19 protein-coding genes are annotated in these 19,312 nt (G+C 38.2%); 11 read left to right on the forward strand and 8 right to left on the reverse strand.

The annotated features are described in order from the left end of the window. Positions 1–3: 3 nt before the first annotated feature. From sstT to ACPF64_RS12330, 6 genes are all read right to left on the reverse strand, one after another. Positions 4–1,206, reverse strand: coding sequence for a serine/threonine transporter SstT (gene sstT, locus ACPF64_RS12305; RefSeq protein ID WP_426453556.1), 1,203 nt, complete (start codon positions 1,204–1,206; stop codon positions 4–6). Positions 1,207–1,616: 410 nt separating this feature from the next. Continuing rightward, positions 1,617–1,928, reverse strand: a complete 312-nt coding sequence (locus tag ACPF64_RS12310) for an ArsR/SmtB family transcription factor (RefSeq protein WP_002121379.1) — start codon at positions 1,926–1,928, stop codon at positions 1,617–1,619. A 466-nt stretch (positions 1,929–2,394) separates the two neighbouring features. Further along, positions 2,395–2,958 (reverse strand): TetR/AcrR family transcriptional regulator, encoded by a 564-nt coding sequence (locus tag ACPF64_RS12315; RefSeq protein ID WP_003651435.1) that lies wholly within the window; start codon positions 2,956–2,958, stop codon positions 2,395–2,397. Positions 2,959–3,331: 373 nt separating this feature from the next. Beyond that, complete coding sequence (locus tag ACPF64_RS12320; RefSeq protein WP_426453559.1) at positions 3,332–4,495, reverse strand: JmjC domain-containing protein; 1,164 nt, start codon at positions 4,493–4,495, stop codon at positions 3,332–3,334. A gap of 31 nt (positions 4,496–4,526) precedes the next feature. Then, a complete protein-coding gene (locus tag ACPF64_RS12325; RefSeq protein ID WP_426453561.1) occupies positions 4,527–5,120 on the reverse strand; it encodes a Maf family protein in 594 nt (197 codons plus the stop codon). After that, the gene (locus ACPF64_RS12330) at positions 5,120–5,503 is read right to left on the reverse strand and encodes a DUF2237 family protein (protein WP_003651438.1); all 384 of its coding nucleotides are present in this window, start codon (positions 5,501–5,503) and stop codon (positions 5,120–5,122) included. The genes ACPF64_RS12325 and ACPF64_RS12330 overlap by 1 nt, the downstream gene beginning before the upstream one ends. 138 nt (positions 5,504–5,641) lie before the next feature. On the opposite strand from ACPF64_RS12330, the gene ACPF64_RS12335 reads away from it, so the two are divergent. From ACPF64_RS12335 to fba, 3 genes are all read left to right on the forward strand, one after another. Then, on the forward strand, positions 5,642–6,829 hold the full coding sequence (locus ACPF64_RS12335) for a phosphoglycerate kinase (protein ID WP_426453564.1): 1,188 nt from the start codon (positions 5,642–5,644) through the stop codon (positions 6,827–6,829). A 128-nt stretch (positions 6,830–6,957) separates the two neighbouring features. Further along, a complete protein-coding gene (locus tag ACPF64_RS12340; protein ID WP_017390556.1) occupies positions 6,958–7,203 on the forward strand; it encodes a hypothetical protein in 246 nt (81 codons plus the stop codon). Positions 7,204–7,324: 121 nt separating this feature from the next. Further along, entirely contained in the window at positions 7,325–8,362 is a 1,038-nt protein-coding gene (gene fba, locus ACPF64_RS12345; RefSeq protein WP_005304678.1) for a class II fructose-bisphosphate aldolase, read from the forward strand. 116 nt (positions 8,363–8,478) lie between these two features. On the opposite strand, the gene ACPF64_RS12350 is transcribed toward fba, so the two are convergent. Both ACPF64_RS12350 and ACPF64_RS12355 read right to left on the reverse strand, forming a co-directional pair. Continuing rightward, positions 8,479–9,789, reverse strand: coding sequence for a peptidylprolyl isomerase (locus tag ACPF64_RS12350; RefSeq protein WP_005041126.1), 1,311 nt, complete (start codon positions 9,787–9,789; stop codon positions 8,479–8,481). Next, positions 9,789–12,227, reverse strand: a complete 2,439-nt coding sequence (locus tag ACPF64_RS12355) for an LPS-assembly protein LptD (RefSeq protein WP_426453567.1) — start codon at positions 12,225–12,227, stop codon at positions 9,789–9,791. The genes ACPF64_RS12350 and ACPF64_RS12355 overlap by 1 nt, the downstream gene beginning before the upstream one ends. Positions 12,228–12,347: 120 nt before the next feature. On the opposite strand from ACPF64_RS12355, the gene ACPF64_RS12360 reads away from it, so the two are divergent. The 8 genes from ACPF64_RS12360 to msbA all read left to right on the forward strand — a co-directional run bounded on the left by ACPF64_RS12360 (position 12,348) and on the right by msbA (position 19,311). Then, positions 12,348–13,361 carry an aminoglycoside phosphotransferase family protein gene (locus tag ACPF64_RS12360; protein WP_426453569.1) on the forward strand — a complete coding sequence of 338 codons (1,014 nt, stop codon included), beginning with the start codon at positions 12,348–12,350 and terminating at the stop codon, positions 13,359–13,361. Further along, positions 13,361–14,050: an N-acetylmuramate alpha-1-phosphate uridylyltransferase MurU gene (murU, locus tag ACPF64_RS12365; protein WP_426453571.1), complete on the forward strand. Its 690-nt coding sequence runs from the start codon at positions 13,361–13,363 to the stop codon at positions 14,048–14,050. Before ACPF64_RS12360 ends, murU begins: the two co-directional genes overlap by 1 nt. Positions 14,051–14,137: 87 nt before the next feature. Then, the gene (gene rsmG / locus ACPF64_RS12370) at positions 14,138–14,770 is read left to right on the forward strand and encodes a 16S rRNA (guanine(527)-N(7))-methyltransferase RsmG (RefSeq protein ID WP_426453573.1); all 633 of its coding nucleotides are present in this window, start codon (positions 14,138–14,140) and stop codon (positions 14,768–14,770) included. Positions 14,771–14,791: 21 nt separating this feature from the next. Next, positions 14,792–15,574, forward strand: a complete 783-nt coding sequence (locus ACPF64_RS12375; RefSeq protein WP_003651453.1) for a ParA family protein — start codon at positions 14,792–14,794, stop codon at positions 15,572–15,574. Next, positions 15,571–16,458 carry a ParB/RepB/Spo0J family partition protein gene (locus ACPF64_RS12380; protein ID WP_016138313.1) on the forward strand — a complete coding sequence of 296 codons (888 nt, stop codon included), beginning with the start codon at positions 15,571–15,573 and terminating at the stop codon, positions 16,456–16,458. The genes ACPF64_RS12375 and ACPF64_RS12380 overlap by 4 nt, the downstream gene beginning before the upstream one ends. A 50-nt stretch (positions 16,459–16,508) precedes the next feature. Continuing rightward, positions 16,509–17,144: a MotA/TolQ/ExbB proton channel family protein gene (locus ACPF64_RS12385; RefSeq protein ID WP_426453576.1), complete on the forward strand. Its 636-nt coding sequence runs from the start codon at positions 16,509–16,511 to the stop codon at positions 17,142–17,144. A gap of 14 nt (positions 17,145–17,158) precedes the next feature. Next, positions 17,159–17,587 carry an ExbD/TolR family protein gene (locus tag ACPF64_RS12390; protein ID WP_004642621.1) on the forward strand — a complete coding sequence of 143 codons (429 nt, stop codon included), beginning with the start codon at positions 17,159–17,161 and terminating at the stop codon, positions 17,585–17,587. Further along, positions 17,584–19,311 (forward strand): lipid A export permease/ATP-binding protein MsbA, encoded by a 1,728-nt coding sequence (msbA, locus tag ACPF64_RS12395; RefSeq protein WP_426453579.1) that lies wholly within the window; start codon positions 17,584–17,586, stop codon positions 19,309–19,311. Before ACPF64_RS12390 ends, msbA begins: the two co-directional genes overlap by 4 nt. Position 19,312 lies beyond the last annotated feature (1 nt).

The following is a 19,312-nucleotide window of genomic DNA, read 5'->3' on the forward strand; positions in this document are numbered from 1 at the left end:
TGTTTAGGAAGTTTGTTTAGAACGAATATCTACAGCTGCGGTAAATAAAACGTCCGTAGAAGAGTTAAGAGCTGTTTCTGTAGAGTCTTGCAATACACTAATAATCATACCAATAGCCACTACTTGCATAGCAATTTCAGTTGAAATGCCAAATAAACTACAAGCTACTGGAATTAGAAGTAAAGAACCACCAGCTACACCAGAAGCACCGCAAGCTGAAATTGTAGCAACAACTGATAAGATGAGCATTGTTGCAAAATCAACATGAATTCCAAGCGTATGTACAGTTGCTAGTGTGAGTACAGTAATTGTCACTGCTGCACCAGCCATATTTACTGTCGCACCTAATGGAATAGAGACGCTTGCTGTTGATGGATTAACGCCTAAGCGCTCTGCTAAATCTAAGTTAACTGGAATGTTGGCTGCTGAGCTTCGTGTGAAGAAAGCAGTAATCCCACTTTCTTTAAGGCATTTAAACACGAGAGGATATGGATTCCCACGTATAGTAAGCGCAACAAGAATTGGATTGATAACTAAAGCAACAAAGAACATCGTACCTAACAGTACTACTAATAATTGCGCATAACTTTCAAGTGTTGCGAGACCAGCATCTGCAAAAGTCACTGCAACTAAACCGAAAATACCGACAGGTGCAAAAGCAATTACTTTATGAATAATAGCACTAACAGCATGTGCAACATCCTGCATGACTTGTTTTGTGGTGTCTGAGCTATGGCGCATCGCTAAACCAAGGCCAATTGCCCAAGCTAAAATACCGATAAAGTTTGCTTCACTAATGGCTTGAACAGGGTTAGCAATAAAGCTTAAAAGCAAATTTTTCAGAATGTCAGCTAAACTGCCTGGTGCTTGCAAATCATTGTGTGAAACAGTGTTGAGGAACAAAGTACTAGGAAAAGAAAGACTAACAATCACAGCTGTGAAAGCAGCAAGCAACATACCTACTACGTATAAAATCATGATTGGACGTAAATTCGCACTATGGCCTACCTGAAAGTTGGCAATAGAAGAAAGTACTAATACAAAGACTAAAATAGGGGCAACAGACTTTAATGCTTTAATAAAAAGCTCACCAAATAAACTTAAATATGGCGTAATGTCTGGAAATAGTAATGCAACGCCAATACCTAAAATAATGGCGATAATAATCTTGGCTACCAAGCTTAATCGAGAAAGGAATTCAAGCATATAAAGACCTTATTAACCTATTCGTGGCTAAAGGTTGAACAAGCGGAGTATTTTATACTTAAGTTATGGGAATCTTAAGCTTTTTTATGCTAACTAGAGATTTTTATAGTAGATGGTAATATTAAGTCATTGTTTTAGTTTTGGTTAATTTTAAATTTTAAATTTTTTTATTGGAGGCTTTGCTTGTTAATTGTTCGTCAAGTAAATGAATTATATCAAAAGGAGTGAAAGTGCCGAATGAACTCCGAAGAAATAAATTGATAACAGATTAAATGGCATCGGTGAGGCTTTGGAAAAGCTACGCGAATTTTCAAAACTTTGTGCTTCGACTAGGCTCTAAGCTTTCAAGCTGAAAAATCGCATATTTCAGGAAATTACTACTATTATTATAAAATTATAATTTAAAAATATTATTTACTTGCACAGTACAGCTGATGAAGCGTATTTAAAATTGAATGCATATTGTCATCCTTAATAGAATAAAAAATTTGCTTGCCATCACGACGAGTTGATACAACATCACTTTTACGTAACATCATAAGCTGTTGTGAAAGAGTGGGCTGTGTAATTTGGGTCTTCTCTTCAATCTGTGAAACATTTAGCTCCTCGTAAGCTAAGTGACATAAAATTAATAAACGATCTGTATTAGCCAAAGATTTTAGAATTCCCACGACTGAATCAGCCGCATTTTTCATTTCTTCAATTTGGAGTCCATCTTTCATACTTTATACCTATATCAATATAGCGGGCATAGTATAGATTGATCTTGCTGAAATGAATGTAGCAAAACTAATCAATCCAATTGTTTTTGTTGAAAAGCAATATAAGGGGAACTGATAAATAAGTAGTATTTTTAATTAAAAACAGTTGTTTGTATTTCTTTTGTGTTTAAAATGTTGCATTGTGTTATAAGTTTAATTGTTAAGTATAAGTGAATTGAAGCCAACGTGAAATAAGCCTTATTTCATTCCGATAAATAGTTAAATCTAATTTATCTTTGAATGAAACAAAAAAAATGATTGAGTTTTTATTTTTTAAATATATAATCTGTTTTGTACAGACAGGTCTGTATATTTTGGTTTAGTAAGGTCGAAAAAAACGTCTAATTTTGAACCAAAATGACTTTCAGACGCAGCGTGATAGATAAGAAGAATATTAATATAAGAAGAAGAATGTCACGCTTTATTTTTAAGCAGCTCTTTCAAAGTCGATTAATTTTTCAACTCGATTCCAATAATCATAAATTTTTATTGAGCCATGCTCGACCTGAGCTTGAATGGTCATACCTTCCAATATATTAACGAGTAGTAAAGATAAAGGACCTGGTTCTTTTACATCATATTGGTTGAGAAGGTTTTGCATGAGTTGAGTCAACCAAGCTTTATACAAAGTGGCAGGTTGATGCGTTGACGGATATTGTTTTAAAACCTCTTCCAAAGCTTTTTGAAACATACAGCCATTAAAATCTTCACTATTAAACCAGTCGGAATACCATAAAAATACTGCTTTAATTCTCGCAAGAGGGTCTAACTCATCATGTTTTGATAAGGCCGAGGTAAGAGAGTTCTGTAAAAGCGTGTTTCGTAGAAGTAGACATTCTTCAATTAATTTTTCTTTTGATGGAAAATGCTTGTAGAAAGTCATTTTTGCAACGCCAGATTCATTAATGATGCGATCCACACCTATAGAATTGTAGCTATACGAGTTAAAAAGTCTTAATGCGGTGTTAATAATGTCATCTTTCTTCGACATATTTTTAGCCTCTCACAAATGAATTGCTATTAGCTTGTGAACTGTGATCTGTATTAATGAAAATCTGGATCTTTAATTTTACAAGGTATTGTTTGTTATTGATAGAAAAAAGATATTATTTTTTTAAACTGTAACGTTTAAATTTTAAGGCAAAAGTAAGTAATAAATATGCCGTTTTTTTAATCATGAAGCTTTTCTATTTTTAATTCTCATTTCAAGATTTCTTTAAAGTTTAATAATCTTAACCACATACTATTTAAGATTTTTTTAGATAAATTTAACGAATAATAATTGAATGTATTTTTGAGTTTGCTTGCTAATTTAAAAAGTAGGTTTTCCACTTTCATGAAAAAACCTACTTTTATTAAAACATTTACTCTGCAGGGGGTAGAAGCATCAGAATAGATTCATTTAATAAGTGAGCAACGTTTTCTAGTGTTTCGTCATCATTAAATTGGTTATCAAATGGCAAGCTCTCTCCATTAGCAATCGCTTTTAATTTTTGCACAAAGGGTTCAGCTATACATAGAACTTCACCATTTCCCCAAAAGTTTATGGTTCCGTTTTGTTCTGTATAAAGTAGTCGAGAGGCTGGCTCTAAAAGAATTTCGTATCCTTCGTGTAAAATTTCTTTCAAGTCATCGGCTTCGATTTCATCAGCTTCTGGAATATTATCTGGATATTTAGGTTCACTCATGTAAGACATGATAGCGGCATCAAGTGTTGATGAATCTTTTAATTGAGCTAGAACTAAGTCTTTTAGGTGGCTCAGTTCAGTTGCATTAATTTCACCAATTTGGCTAATCTGTTTGCGTGCAATGTCTACAACAGGATTTTGCAATAAAGTATTAGCTGAAAATTGATCACTAATACGTTCCATCATTCCTGCAACGTTTGGCATGCGAAAGCCAAATGAGAAAGTTAAGCAATCATCTTCGGCAACGCCATAATGTGCCATTCCAGGCGGAACATACAGTAAATCACCTGGTGCTAGAACTTCATCAAATTGTACGTCTATTTCTGGTAAAAGTTTTAATGGTTGATTAGGTACAAATGCAGTATTTACATCGCACATTTGTCCTAATTGCCAGCGTCTGTGTCCGTGACCTTGAACTAAAAACACATCATAAAAATCAAAATGTTTTCCAACTGAACCGCCTTTAGGTGCATAAGACACCATAATATCGTCACGGCGCCATTGAGGAATAAAAGGAAATCTTTTCCAAAGCTCAGAAAGGTCAAAAGAGTAGTGGTCTACCGCCTGTACTAAAATAGTCCATAATTTTGGTAGCTTTTGAAAGTCACCTTTAGTTAGAGGTGAAGACTTGACGTGCCATTCATTTGGATTTCTATCTTTTTGGCGAATGAGTCGGGCACTCGCATGTTCTTCCAAAGCAAGTTCTTGCACATCTTGCGGTTCTAAAAGACCTACAATCTCTGGCAATCCGTTACGTACCAGCAAAGGTTTTTTCTGCCAATATTCTGTTAAGAATTGTTCGGCAGTAATACCGCCTAAAACTGCTAAAGGTTCTGTCATGGAAATAACCTATTTATAAAAATATCTAAAATTAAGGAATCTGTAGGCCAAGCTGCCTTAAAATATGGCAAACTTGAATCATGGGTAAACCCATAAGAGTCGTCTGGTCTTGGCCTGTCATTTTTTCGAACAAACTAATTCCTAAACTTTCACACTTAAAGCTACCAGCACAATGGAGTGGTTGATCTAATGCAATATATCGTTCAATTTCAGTTTGATTCAAGGTTCGGAATTTAACTTGATAGTGTTCAACAAGCGTTTGTTCAAAATTCCCGTCAAGCCATTGCACACTGAGTGCGGTACTAAAGTAGACAGTTCGACCTGAGTTTTCTGCTAACTGTAATTTGGCATTTTCAATGGTCATCGGTTTACCAATGAAGTCATTGGGAGCATGTTCTCGCCATGCGACTTGATCGGAACCAATAATAATTGCATGTGGGTTTTGTGCAGCAATTACTTGGGCTTTTGTGAAAGCCAACCTTTTTGCAAGTTCATCCGCATGGATCTCACCCCGAGGGCTCTCATCAATATCTGGACTAACACAGATATAGTTAATCCCTAAGCGATCCATTAAGGCTTTGCGTGTTTGACTGCTTGATGCCAAAATAATTTGTGGCTGTACCATTACACTGCAAATTCCATTAAAACATCTAAAGGCACATAGCTTAATACAGCTTGATGACATGCATGTATTTTGATGGGAGGGGCTTGACCAGCTTGATAAGCTTCTACCCAACGAGTTACACAGATACACCAGAAATCACCGGGCTTTAGGCCTGGGAAATCTACTTCTGGTAAAGGGGTAATAAGATCATTCCCAATTTTTTGTGAAAAATTTAAGAAATCAGAGGTCATTTGCGCACATACAGTATGCTGACCAAGGTCTGTGACTGCTGTGTGGCAAAAGCCATTTCTAAAATAGCCAGTAATAGGGTCGAAACAACAACTTGCTAAAGGTTCCCCTAAAACATTTAAACGATTGATTTGTGGATCTGGATGAATAGACATAATGGATGAAATATCAAATGACTATCTCTATCATAATCAAAACTGGGGCTTTCTACAGCTTTTATGCAAAAAAACTAACCTTTTTTGATGTAATCATTTAAAATTGGCGCGTTTTTAAAATCATAAAGAGAGCTTTACATGAATTTTCAGCGTATGACTGACCTTAACTTAACAGGTAAACGCGTCCTTATTCGTGAAGATTTAAACGTTCCTGTCAAGAATGGTGTGATTACTAGCGATGCTCGCTTGCGCGCGGCATTACCAACTATTAAAGCTGCTTTAGAAAAAGGTGCGGCTGTGATGGTATTTTCGCATCTAGGTCGTCCTGTTGAAGGTGAGCCAAAGCCAGAACAATCACTTGCGCCCGTCGCTGCTTATTTAACAGAAGTATTGGGCCAAGAAGTGAAATTGTTAACAGATTACCTAGATGGCGTAGAAGTTGATGCTGGTCAAGTCGTACTGCTTGAGAATGTACGCTTTAACCATGGTGAAAAGAAAAATAATCAAGATCTTGCACAAAAATATGCTGCATTATGCGATGTATTTGTTATGGATGCATTTGGTACTGCTCACCGTGCAGAAGCATCTACTGAAGGTGTAGCTCGTTTTGCTCCTGTTGCAGCAGCGGGTCCTTTATTGGCAGCTGAATTAGATGCACTTGGCCGTGCAATGCAAACTCCTGAAAAACCGATGGTTGCAATTGTTGCTGGTTCTAAAGTTTCAACTAAACTTGATGTTCTAAACTCACTTTCTAGTATTTGTGATCAACTTATCGTTGGTGGTGGTATTGCAAATACATTCTTGGCAGCTGCTGGTTTCAATGTTGGTAAATCATTATACGAAGCTGACTTGGTTGAAACTGCAAAACAAATTGCTGCGAAAGTAAGTGTTCCACTACCTACAGATGTTGTGGTTGCTGATGCTTCACAAATTAATTTTGAAGATTTCTTAGGTTCGTTAGCAGCAGCGCAAGCAGTTGTGAAGAAAGTAGAAGATGTAACATCAAACGATATGATTTTAGATGTTGGTCCGGAAACAGCTAAAGCATTTGCAAATATTTTAACAACATCAAAAACGATTCTTTGGAATGGTCCTGTAGGCGTATTTGAAGTTGATCAATTTGGTGAAGGTACTAAAGCACTTTCTCTTGCTGTTGCACAATCTGCTGGTTTCTCGATTGCTGGTGGTGGAGATACTTTAGCTGCGATTGATAAATATAACGTTGCTGATCAAATTGGTTATATTTCTACAGGTGGCGGTGCATTCCTTGAGTTTGTTGAAGGCAAGACTTTGCCAGCAGTCGCGGTTTTACTTGAGCGTGCGTAATAATACTGTTATCTAAAAAATAAGAAGGGACTGGGTTACCAGTCCCTTTTTTCATGGATAGGTCATTAAACTGTCATATATCTGCAATAAAATAGCGAGCATTAAATCACCAACTGTGGACAATAGTGATGAATTTAAAGCTTACATTTGCTGCTCTGTTAATTGTACCGATGATGTTGACTGCTTGTGCTAAGAAAGATGAAGCATCTCAGGCTGGACAAGAATCGGCAGCTTCTACTGCTGTTTCTGACAAAGTAACACCTGAGCAACAAGCAGCAATTGATGCGATTGATAAGCCAGTTTTAGATGAAAAGAATACCGATGTGGTTGAAGGTAGTGCACCAAGTGAGGCTGCTGCTTCAGAAACACATTAATTTGTTGTTTTTTGTTAAAAAATCCCTGCATATGCGGGGATTTTTTTTGAAATACTGTGATTTGTTGCTGAATTGAAATAAATGAAAGGGTAGAATAACCCGCACTACCTGGGAGGATATTATGGCACTCATTTCAATGCGCCAGCTCTTGGATCACGCTGCTGAACATAACTACGGCGTACCAGCATTTAACGTAAATAACTTAGAACAAATGCGCGCAATCATGCTTGCCGCGGATGCAACCAATTCACCTGTAATTGTTCAAGCATCAGCTGGAGCTCGCAAATATGCAGGCGCTCCATTCTTACGCCATCTTATTTTGGCTGCAATTGAAGAATGGCCACATATTCCAGTGGTAATGCACCAAGACCATGGTACAAGCCCTGATATCTGTCAGCGTTCAATTCAGCTTGGCTTTAGCTCAGTGATGATGGACGGTTCATTAGGTGTAGATGGTAAAACACCTACATCTTACGAATACAATGTTGATGTAACTCGTAATGTTGTTGCTTTAGCACATGCATGTGGTGTTTCTGTCGAAGGTGAGATTGGCTGTTTAGGTAGCCTTGAAACTGGTATGGCTGGTGAAGAAGATGGTGTGGGTGCTGAAGGTGTACTTGACCATTCTCAACTTCTAACTTCTGTTGAAGAAGCGACTCAGTTCGTTGCTGATACAAATGTTGATGCGCTAGCAATTGCAGTAGGTACTTCACACGGTGCGTATAAATTTACGCGTCCACCTACAGGTGATATCTTGGCAATTGACCGCATTAAAGAAATTCATGCGGCATTACCAAATACTCACCTTGTAATGCATGGTTCGAGTTCTGTTCCACAAGAATGGTTAAAGGTAATCAATGAGTTCGGCGGTAATATTGGCGAAACTTATGGTGTGCCTGTTGAGCAGCTTGTAGAAGCAATCAAACACGGTGTACGTAAAATCAACATTGATACTGATTTGCGTTTAGCTTCAACTGGTGCGATTCGTCAATTTTTGGCTGAGAATCCATCTGAGTTTGATCCACGCAAATACTTTGCTAAAACAGTTGATACAATGAAGCAAATTTGTATCGATCGTTATGAAGCGTTTGGTACAGCTGGAAATGCTGACAAGATCCGTCCAATTTCTTTAGAGAAAATGGTTGATCGTTATAAATAATTCCCGTTAGGGTTTAATTTATAGAAACCGGTTATCTATATAACCGGTTTTTTATTAGTTAAATTTTATTCATAAAAAAAACCTGCGATAAACACAGGTTTTGATGATAAAAGAACTTATTTCTGTAAGTTCTTTTTGTCTAGACTTGGATCTTTGATTTCTACATATGCATTTGCACGCACTTCGCGTAACCAGCTATCGATTTCAGTATTAAACTGGCGTTCACCTAAAATTTGACGTGCCATACGCTCTTGATATTCATGAGTCATATCTTTTTCACGTTTTTCAGTTACTTGTAGGATATGCCAACCGAATTGAGTTTGGAATGGTTCGCTGATTTCACCTACAGGAATTTCCTGCATTTTCTTATCAAATTCAGGTACCATCATGCCAGGAGTTACCCAACCTAAGCTACCGCCATCACGCGCTGAACCTGTATCATTAGAGTAGGTAGCTGCAAGTGTTGCAAAATCATCGCCAGCTTTTAAGCGTTTATAGATATTGTCAATAATTTGCTTCGCATTTTCAAGGCTGACCACTTCAGATGGTTGAATGAGAATGTGGCGAGTTTGAAATTGAGGTACTAAAGCTTTTTGTTCATTTTGTTTGCGTTCAATAAGCTTTAAAACATGTACACCATCACGTACTGAAATTAAGTCAGTTGTTTGGCCATCTTGTAATGGGGTAATGCGTGCTGCAAGTTCAGCAGGAATGTCTGAAAGTGGACGGAATCCCATGTCAGCACCATCAACTTTTACATTTGCAGTCGAAAGTTTTTTCAATGCGTTTATATCATTACTTTGTGCAAGCTTTGAACGTACTTCTTGAGCCACAGATTGAACTTCCTGTGGATTATCACCAGCAATACGCATATGAATTACATGTGCTTGGTTGCCTAAAGCAGCTTGACCCTGAGGTGATTTTAAGAAGTTTTCTACATCTTGATCACTAATTTTAATACGAGACATGACTTGTTGTTGGCGCAAACGACTAATTGCTAAATCTTCAGCGATTCGACCGCGTAAACTTTCATAAGTCCCTGGTGCCATAGCATCTAACTTTTGCTGGAAGGCTTCTAAACTTTTAGTTCCAGATTGACTTGCTACTTTTAATACAGCTTCATTTAAGCTTTTTTCATCAGGTTTGATACCATATTTCTTAACTTGCTCAAGTTGTGCCTGACGCAAGATTAATTGATCTAACACCTGAAATTGTAAATATTGCTGAGGTGGAACCTCTTTTTTTTGTGCTTGTAGTTCGTGAGCAGCTTCTGCCATCCCTTGTTGAAGATCGCTTTTTAAAATTACGCTATTGTCCACAATTGCCACAACTTCATCAGCGGGTTGGGCAAAACTATGCATTGATGAAGAGATTAGGGCAGCAAGGGTAGTTGCTTTAAAAAACTGTTTAAGATGCTTTGTCTTCATTAACGTTGTGTCCAAGATTGATTAATTTTGTTAAAACCTAAAACGCGATTTTCAAGTAAAGACGCGAGTTTATTGTTTAAACCACCTAAACCTTTTAGTGTAATTTCGGCCATAATGGCGCGCTTTTCACTAACATCTGGAGATTTTGGATCATCTAGGTCGTTGTAGTATGAGCGGCCATAGACTGAAATACCCCAGCAACATGATTCATAGTTAACGCCTAATAAAATCTCACGCGCAACATCGTTATCCATGTCGTATTGTACGTGCCCCATAATACGCCAATTGTCTTTAATTGGTTGTATAAACGATGCAACAACCTGATCGTAAGTATCTTGACGGCCTGCAATATCTTTGCGATAGAAATAGCCTAAGTTATATAGATTTCCTTTGTCTCCAGTATAATAAGCCTGGAAATCACGCTGAGCGTTGTCACCATTCGACATCCATGCTGAGTTGGCTGCGATAGTGAAGTTTTGATTTAACTGGCTTGTTAAACTTACAACTGGACCGGTATTGCGTTCGGTATCAATCTCGTCTTGTTGCTTTAATGTCACACGGCGGTCTTCAAAATAATAACTTTGACCAACACTCGCACGTAAACGTTCTAAGCCAACTGTGTCAAAAAGACTATAACTTACGCCAAGTGATAGAAAGTTGTTGTCTTCAAGACGGTCATGTCCGTAGAAGCGGTAAGGGTTAAATAATTGATCGTAACTTACTGATGCTGAAGTTGAGTCAAAGTTTGGAGAACTGTCTTGGTTTTTGTATGGAGCATATGCATAAAATGCACGAGGAGTAAGGGTTTGTAAATACTTGCCCTCACGTTCAAAATTCAGTCCAGTGTCCAATGTAAATTGAGGTACAACTACTGATTTATTTTCAGAACCGCCATCTAGACCTTGAGATGCAATACTGTCTTTATCATAGAATGTTTGAATAGATCGTACGGAAACTTCAGGTATTACAAATGCTGCTGGTGTGCGGTAGTTGTAGCGCGTTGCAAACTGGTTATAGATACGTGTACCACTACTTTCCTGAGCAGAATCATCAGTAATTGATTTCTTGAAGTATGCAGTATCGTTATTGAACTCGTACTGCAAGCCTAATGGATTGCCTGTGACATAATTCAATAAGAATTGTGGTAAACGCGCATAAGGCTTATCAACATCCGCAATTTCTGGATCAAGTGTCTGGAAATCTTCGACTTTAAGCTGAGCTTTTAAACCCGGAATACCATGTTGGTAGTTAAGTTCCCATGCTCTACGTAAGTTTAGGTCTGTTTTAGAGTTAGGACTGCTATCTAAATCTGAAAAATAGTCTTTATCTGAAGCGTAGTTATATTCGAGATTAGTTGACCATTGATCGTTGATGTCCCAGTTATGTAAGAAATGGAAATCTTTACGATCTTTATCATCGTATTCTTTGTCAGATGGCAACATGCCACCCCAGATTTCACCCGCACCAAAACCATCGGTTAAGTATCGAAAGTCACCTTTTAGCATTGCACCACGGTCTGCTAAATAACGCGGAGTCAGTGTCAGATCATAGTTAGGTGCAAGGTTTAAATAAACTGGAACAGAAAGCTCAATACCACCATCGTTTGAGAAACCAAACTGTGGGTTGAGAATACCTGTAGTTCGGCGATCATCAATCGGGAAGTTAAAGTAAGGAACTGCTAGAACAGGAACGTCTTTAACATACAGTTTTGTCCCGCGAGTTACACCACGTCCAGTTTCCTGATTTAACTCAATTTTATTTGCCTGAATTTTCCAACCCGGTTTTTGGCCTGGTGGGCAAGTCGTATAGGTTGCATCGTTAAGAACCATGACATTTGGCGATGTTCTTTCGATTTTCCCTGCATGACCATGGGCATGTTGTTGTTCAGAAATATAAAAACTATTTTCTAAATTACCAGTCTGGTTTTTTAGGTTGTAATTAATTTCGTCACTCTGTGAAAGTAATCCACCTTGAGCGAGTTGTACTCGGCCTTGTGCATGTGCAAAGGTTTGCGTCTTATCAATCGTAACCTTGTCAGCACGAACCGTGCGTCCTTCCTGATCAATAACCACGTCGCCTTCTAAAACAGAGTCACCGGCAGGATTATAATGTCCATAGTTAGCCGTAACGACTGAAGTCGTTTTGTCGGCATCTAGTGCTTTGGTATTCGGGTTAATCGGTGTAACCCATGTACCCTGGCAAAATGCCGAGCTTAAATATTTATTGTCACGAAGCTGTGCCTCAGGTGCCGATTTATCAACATAATACTGTTGAAAGAATTCTTGACCTGGGTAAGCTTCTTTGATGCTCGCTTTAAGTTGATTATTGTCTATATTGGAGACAACATCAGCTGACTCAGCATAACTTGATTGTATGGAGCCACATAAGAGCGTAAAAATAGCTGTCGCTAAAGGATTAAATTTAAACTGATGCTTCATTGTCTCATTAACCAAGTATGCTAATTCACAATTAATTATTGTCGCATCATAGAGAAAAAGTTTATAAGTGGCTACACTTAACCCTTCAAAAATCTCAGCTTGTTTTAGATTTTATTGCAAATGAATACACAACGTGAACAATTGATATATACATGGCTTACATCTGTTCTTGAAAATGATCAATTTAAGATCGCTTTTTTGGCAGGTGATGCAAGCTTCCGCCGTTATGCGCGTATCCAGTTACAAAATAAAACGTATATGCTCATGGATGCCCCTCCAGAAAAAGAAGACTGTGTTCCGTTTGTGACCATTGACGAATTTTTTGCAGGCCATGGTGTACGCGTCCCTCAGATCGTCGCGAAAGATTTAGCTCAGGGTTTTCTGTTATTAGAAGATTTTGGTGATGTGCTGTTGTCGACATTATTAAATGATGAAACAGTCGATAAATATTATGAACAAAGCTTTAAACAGCTGATTCATTTGCAGTCTGTGAATGGTCAGGAGCAATTTCCAGCATACTCCTATGAGAAATTGTTAACTGAAATGAAGCTGTTGACTGACTGGATGCTACCATCTTTGCAGATTACTCCGAGTGTGGAACAGCAACAGGTGATTGATGATGCTTTCGATGTGTTAGCAAAAACTGCATTGGCTCAGCCGCAAGTGATTGTACATCGTGATTTTCACAGTCGTAATTTGATGAAAATTGCAAATGAACCAGAGCTTGGAGTTATTGATTTTCAGGATGCGGTGATTGGTGCAGATACTTATGATCTAATCTCGATTACTCGTGATGCTTATGTTCAGTGGAATGCAGAGCGTGTGTATCAATGGTTTAGAGTCTTTTATGACTTATTACCTGATTCTGCCAAACAGAACCGTAGTTTTGAGCAGTTCAAGCGTGATGCAGATTTAATGGCTATTCAGCGCCATATTAAAATTTTGGGCATCTTTGTGCGTCTGTTTGAGCGCGATGGTAAATCAGGTTATTTAAAAGATTTACCACGTGTAATGTGGTATTTGATCGAAGAAAGCCGTGGTTATGCTGAACTTGATGAGTTTATGTTATTCATAAATAACATAGTTATGCCGAAGTTTATCGAGAAATATGGTAACTACGAGGTAGCAGCATAATGAAAGCAATGATTCTTGCTGCTGGCTTGGGTAATCGTATGCGTCCACTTACGCTATATACACCAAAGCCTCTGCTTGAGGTAGGTGGTAAACCGCTTATTGTGTGGCATATTGAAAAACTTAAGAAAATTGGTGTGACCGAAATCGTCATCAATTCTGCATGGTTGGCCGACAAGCTCATCAGCAGCTTAGGCGATGGCTCTCAATTTGGTGTGGATATCCGTTGGACACGAGAGGATGAGGGTCTAGAAACAGCCGGTGGAATTATTAATGCTTTGCCATTGCTTGGAACAGATCCGTTTATTCTGGTGAATGGAGATGTATGGACCACAATGGATTTTGAAGCCCTACGCCATATTAAGCTAAATGATGATTTAGCACATCTTGTGTTGGTTGATAATCCTAAACAGCATCCTGAAGGTGACTTTACATTGTTCGATGGACGCACTTTTACATTCGATCAAGATGTGACGGGTGAGAACCTCACTTTTAGTGGTGTGTCTGTTATCCATCCTAAGCTTTTTGATGGATTGGAACCTGGTAAACGTCCTTTAGCTCCACTGTTGAAGCAAGCGATGCAGAATCAAAAAATATCTGGTGAAAAACTTAAAGGTGCATGGGTAGATGTGGGAACGCCTGAGCGTTTAATGGAGCTAGATTTGCAAATTCGTGAAGGCTTCTACGATTAACTGTGTAATCCCTAATCGTTAACTAGTGTTCCACGATGCATAAATGGGTATACTTTGTTTTAAATTTTACTTAGATGTTATCTGTTTATGCATCCGTTTTTTCAAGAGTTACAACAGGGTAGTCAAAAATTAGGTTTATCGCTTAGCGATGAAGCTTTGGCATTATTGTTAAAGTATCAAGATGCTTTGGTACTTTGGAATAAAGCATATAATCTGACAGCAATTCGTGATCCGAAAGAAATGTTAGTGAAGCATTTGTTGGATAGTCTAAGTATTTTAAATGACTTACCTGAAGGTAGACTGCTTGATGTGGGTACAGGTGGTGGTATGCCTGGCATGATTATTGCTCTTTGTCAGCCACAACGCCAATGTGTTCTTTTAGATTCTAATGGTAAAAAAATTCGTTTTTTGAAGCAATTTATTGCTGATCTTAAATTGAGTAACGTTGTGGCAGTACAAACACGGGTTGAGAATCAAGATACAATTGATGAGCTTGGCCAGTTTGACGTCATAACAAGTCGAGCTTTTGCTTCTTTAACGGACTTTGTAGATGCGGCTCAGCCATACCTTCATCAGAGCAGTATAATCGCAGCAATGAAAGGTGTAGTGCCAGTTGATGAAATTGAGCAGCTCAAGCAGGACTTTTCATGTAAAGTGATTGAACTGCACGTACCAAGACTTGATGAACAACGTCATTTACTTTTACTTCAACGTATCTAAATAAAAAGTATTAAGGTTACCATGGCTCAAATTATTGCGATTGCAAACCAAAAGGGTGGTGTTGGTAAAACAACGACTGCAGTAAATCTTGCAGCGTCTCTAGCTGTATTAAAAAAACGTGTATTACTTGTAGATATGGACTCACAAGGTAATGCTACGATGGGGTCTGGTATTCAAAAGAACGATCTTTTGTATTCAATTACAGATGTTCTTCTTGGTGAAGTTCCAATTGAAACAGCCATTCAAAAAGCAGAAGTTGGATATAAAGTTCTAGGCTCTAATCGTGAGCTTTCAGGTGTAGAGCTCGCTATCGCAGAGCAAGAAGGTCGTGAATTCATTCTAAAGAATGCTTTGAATGAAATCAGAAACTCATTTGACTATATCATTGTGGATTGTGCTCCAAGCTTGAGCTTGATTACTGTCAATGCTTTGGCAGCTGTAGATAGTGTAATTATTCCAATGCAATGTGAATATTATGCGCTAGAGGGTTTGGCTGATTTAACTCAGACCATTGATCGTATTCAAAAAGCACTCAATCCCGATTTAGAGATTATTGGTGTACTGCGTACGATGTACGATGCACGAAATGCTTTAACACGTGATGTATCTGCAGAACTAGAGCAATATTTCGGCAAAAAACTTTATGATACTGTTGTTCCACGAAATGTTCGCTTAGCAGAAGCGCCAGCACATGGTTTACCTGTTATCTATTTCGAAAAAAGTTCTAAAGGTGCAGTTGCATACTTAAATCTTGCAGCTGAGATGTTAAAGAGAAGTAAAGTGAAGAAAGGAAGTAAAGTATGAGCATCAAAAAACGCGGATTGGCTAAAGGACGTGGTTTAGATGCATTACTTGGTTCAATTCAAAAAGAAAAACTACAACTTGAAGCACAGGCGTTAGACCACGGACAGTTAAAACAAGTTGATGTGAATTTACTGAAACGTGGTGAATATCAACCACGTCGTTTTATTCATGAGCATGATTTACAAGAGTTGGCATCGTCTATTGAAAAACATGGGGTGATGCAGCCTATTGTAATCCGTCCAGTTGATGATGAAGCTCATCCATTTGAAATCATTGCGGGTGAACGTCGTTGGCGTGCAGCACAAATTGCGGGCTTAACTGAAATTCCAGCAATTGTTCGTGATTTAAATGATCAGGTTGCAATTGCATTGGCGTTAATTGAAAACATTCAGCGCCAAGATTTAAATCCAATTGATCAAGCAATAGCTCTACAGCGCTTTCATGATGAATTTGGTTTAAGTCATCAAGAAATTGCTGACACGGTTGGTAAAGCACGTACTACTGTGAGTAATTTATTGCGATTATTGAGTTTAGCTGATGATATTAAAGACTTCATGCAGCAAGGCCAGCTTGATATGGGGCATGCTCGAGCAATTTTGACATTAAAAGGTAAAGATCAATTAGAAGTTGCTAAAATTGTAATTGAGAAAGGATTGTCAGTTCGTCAAACAGAGCAATTGGTGCGTGATAGAAGTGAGCCTAAGCAGGAGAAAGAAAAAGCGCCTGTAGCACCAGATATTGAGCAATTGACACAAAAACTATCAGAGCGTTTTGGCGCTAATGTAAAAATTGATCATAACCAAAAAGGTAAGGGTAAACTTGTTATTCATTATCATACCTTGGATGAGTTAGATGGCATTTTAAATATTTGTTTGCCAGAATAATTTGCAGTTGGGTCATGTATTTCTAATTTTATATTCTTGGGGAAGAACATATGTGGGAACTTGTGAGAGCGGGTGGCTGGTTGATGCTGCCTTTAATTCTATGCTCGATTTTAACTGTTGCGATCAGTATTGAACGTTTTGTTCGGTTAAGACGTTCACAAGTTCTACCCGAAGCATTAAGCGGTAAGGGCTCTTTAAGAGCTGAAGATATCGTGGAAAGTTTAGAGCAAAATGTAGAAACGCAAAGTAGCGCATTGGGACACATTTTAAAAGCAGGTTTTGAGCATCGTGAGCATGGTGAGCAATTTGCTCGTGCGCAAATGGAAGTAGCAGCTTCTCAAGAAATTTCTTATTTGGAAAAAAATATTAATTTTTTGGGTACTCTAAGTGCCGTAGCGCCGCTGCTAGGGTTGCTTGGTACTGTAGTGGGAATTATTGAGTCATTTCTTGTTATTGATTTTGGATCGGCTGGTAGTCCAAGTTTAATGATCCCTGGTATCTCTAAAGCACTCATTACCACAGCTGTGGGAATGTTAATTGCGATTCCTGCTTTAATTGCTTATCGCTACTTTCAAAGAGTAGTGCAAGATTATATTGCCGAATTAGAACAGCAATCGACCTTATTTCATGCCTCATTGTTCTATAAGCGTTCTTCGTCTGTAGCTGAACACCGCCGTGTTGGTTAGGAGGTGAAAGCCAGATGAAATTTAAACGTTCTCAGGTTGAAGACATTCATATCAATTTAACGCCTATGATTGATTGTTTGTTGTTCATTTTGGTTTTTTTATTGCTGTCGACCACTTTTAATCAGCCAAGTCGCATCAATCTAACATTACCAGATGCACAAGGTGTTCCACCAAAACAGTACGATCATAAAATTGAAGTCGTGGTAGACTCTGCTGGTCATTATGCTGTGAATGGTCAAGCACTTTCATCTAAAGAGGTTGCTGATCTGAGTACTGCGATTAAGCAAGTTGCTCAAGAGCACCGTGATTTTATGTTCATCATTGCTGCGGATGCCAAAGCATCTCATCAGGATGTAATTCGTGTTATGGATGTGGCAGGACAACTCGGTTTTGTTAACATCAATATTAGTACCAAAGTTCCTTCTAGAGGTTTTTCTGAGTGAATCAAGATTTTAAGGTTTACATGCGTCTCATAGCCTATTTAAAACCTTATTGGGGCGTGGCCTTATTAGTACTTATCGGGTTCGGTATTAACTCAGCAACAGAAGTTTCCGTTGCTAAATTGATTAAATTTATTATTGATGCAATCCAAAACAGCAGTAGAGCAGATTTGGATTGGTTTCCGTTATTAATTATTTTATTAGTCTTCTTCCGTGGCCTAGGCCTGTTTATGGGGGGGTACTATACCGCAGTGATTTCGCGTAGTTTGGTTTTTAGTATTCGTCAAGAAGTTTATGCGAAACTTTTAAAACTCCCAGCACAATATTACTTAGATAATTCATCTGGCCATATTACTGCCAAAATTATGTATAACGTTGAACAGTTAACAGCTGCTTCTTCTGAGTCATTAAGAACCATTGTTAGAGATGGGATGATTACTCTGGGGTTATTAGGCTATCTGTTTTATACCAATTGGCGTCTTACGTTATGTATTTTTGTATTTTTACCTGTGATTGGCGTATTAGTACGTAAAGCATCTAAAAGAATGCGCAAGCTTTCGTTACAGGTTCAAGATACCATGGGTGATGTGAATCATGTTGTTCAGGAAAGTATTAATGGTAATGCAGTAGTAAAAAGTTTTGCTGGTGAGGAATCTGAACAAGAAAGATTCTATAAATCATCGGAAGAGAATTTAAAACGCGGTTTAAAAATGGTGATTGTACAAAACCTGAATAGCCCAGTGGTTCAGGTGGTTATGGCTTGCGCTATGGCACTTATTGTATGGTTAGCCTTAAGACCTCAGATTTTGGGTGGCACAAGTGCTGGTGAGTTCGTGGCTTATATTACAGCAGCAGGCCTATTAGCAAAACCTGTTAAAAACTTGACTGATGTTAATGAAAAGTTACAACGCGGTTTAGCAGCAGCTCATTCTGTTTTTGAGCTGCTAGATTTACCTGAAGAGCAAAATAATGGTCAATTGAAACCTAAATTAAATGGGGCAATCCGTTTTGATCATGTGACATTAAATTATGCTGATGGTGTAGCAGCTATTAAAGATTTTTCTTTAGATATTCGTCCAGGTCAAACTGTGGCCTTGGTTGGTCGTTCAGGGGCTGGTAAAAGTTCATTAGTGAATATGTTGGTACGTTTTCAAGAAGTATCGAGTGGACAAATTTATTTAGATGATTTGCCAATTAATGATATTGAGCTTTCTAGTCTACGTACGCAAATTGCAATGGTAAATCAACAAGTTATATTGTTCAACCGTACTGTTCGTGAAAACATTGCATATGGTCAGTTGGAAGGTGCATCAGATGAAGAAATCTATGCAGCGGCCAAAGCAGCATATGCACATGACTTCATTATGAATTTACCAAACGGTTATGACACTGTTTTAGGTGCACAAGGTCTAAACTTATCAGGTGGTCAGCGTCAACGAATTGCAATTGCTCGAGCAATTTTAAAGAATGCTCCAATTCTAATTTTAGATGAAGCTACGAGTGCTCTCGACAACGAATCTGAACATTTTATTCAGCAAGCATTTGATGAAGCGATGCAAGACCGTACAACAATCGTTATTGCGCACCGTTTGTCAACAATTGAAAATGCTGATTGTATTGTGGTGATGGATCACGGGGAAATTGTTGAGCAAGGTACTCATCAAGAACTTCTTGAAAAACATGGTGCTTATTATCAATTACATCAGCGTAATTTTGAGGATAACTAAG

The sequence above is a fragment of the Acinetobacter sp. KB005 genome, from assembly GCF_049949095.1.
GTDB lineage: Bacteria > Pseudomonadota > Gammaproteobacteria > Pseudomonadales > Moraxellaceae > Acinetobacter > Acinetobacter calcoaceticus.

What these genes read in the sequence shown, in the direction of transcription:
- sstT (WP_426453556.1), bottom strand. Translation starts at nt 1,206, where the DNA reads ATGCTTGAATTCCTTTCTCGATTAAGCTTGGTAGCCAAGATTATTATC.
- ACPF64_RS12310 (WP_002121379.1), bottom strand. Translation starts at nt 1,928, where the DNA reads ATGAAAGATGGACTCCAAATTGAAGAAATGAAAAATGCGGCTGATTCA.
- ACPF64_RS12315 (WP_003651435.1), bottom strand. Translation starts at nt 2,958, where the DNA reads ATGTCGAAGAAAGATGACATTATTAACACCGCATTAAGACTTTTTAAC.
- ACPF64_RS12320 (WP_426453559.1), bottom strand. Translation starts at nt 4,495, where the DNA reads ATGACAGAACCTTTAGCAGTTTTAGGCGGTATTACTGCCGAACAATTC.
- ACPF64_RS12325 (WP_426453561.1), bottom strand. Translation starts at nt 5,120, where the DNA reads ATGGTACAGCCACAAATTATTTTGGCATCAAGCAGTCAAACACGCAAA.
- ACPF64_RS12330 (WP_003651438.1), bottom strand. Translation starts at nt 5,503, where the DNA reads ATGTCTATTCATCCAGATCCACAAATCAATCGTTTAAATGTTTTAGGG.
- ACPF64_RS12335 (WP_426453564.1), top strand. Translation starts at nt 5,642, where the DNA reads ATGAATTTTCAGCGTATGACTGACCTTAACTTAACAGGTAAACGCGTC.
- ACPF64_RS12340 (WP_017390556.1), top strand. Translation starts at nt 6,958, where the DNA reads ATGAATTTAAAGCTTACATTTGCTGCTCTGTTAATTGTACCGATGATG.
- fba (WP_005304678.1), top strand. Translation starts at nt 7,325, where the DNA reads ATGGCACTCATTTCAATGCGCCAGCTCTTGGATCACGCTGCTGAACAT.
- ACPF64_RS12350 (WP_005041126.1), bottom strand. Translation starts at nt 9,789, where the DNA reads ATGAAGACAAAGCATCTTAAACAGTTTTTTAAAGCAACTACCCTTGCT.
- ACPF64_RS12355 (WP_426453567.1), bottom strand. Translation starts at nt 12,227, where the DNA reads ATGAAGCATCAGTTTAAATTTAATCCTTTAGCGACAGCTATTTTTACG.
- ACPF64_RS12360 (WP_426453569.1), top strand. Translation starts at nt 12,348, where the DNA reads ATGAATACACAACGTGAACAATTGATATATACATGGCTTACATCTGTT.
- murU (WP_426453571.1), top strand. Translation starts at nt 13,361, where the DNA reads ATGAAAGCAATGATTCTTGCTGCTGGCTTGGGTAATCGTATGCGTCCA.
- rsmG (WP_426453573.1), top strand. Translation starts at nt 14,138, where the DNA reads ATGCATCCGTTTTTTCAAGAGTTACAACAGGGTAGTCAAAAATTAGGT.
- ACPF64_RS12375 (WP_003651453.1), top strand. Translation starts at nt 14,792, where the DNA reads ATGGCTCAAATTATTGCGATTGCAAACCAAAAGGGTGGTGTTGGTAAA.
- ACPF64_RS12380 (WP_016138313.1), top strand. Translation starts at nt 15,571, where the DNA reads ATGAGCATCAAAAAACGCGGATTGGCTAAAGGACGTGGTTTAGATGCA.
- ACPF64_RS12385 (WP_426453576.1), top strand. Translation starts at nt 16,509, where the DNA reads ATGTGGGAACTTGTGAGAGCGGGTGGCTGGTTGATGCTGCCTTTAATT.
- ACPF64_RS12390 (WP_004642621.1), top strand. Translation starts at nt 17,159, where the DNA reads ATGAAATTTAAACGTTCTCAGGTTGAAGACATTCATATCAATTTAACG.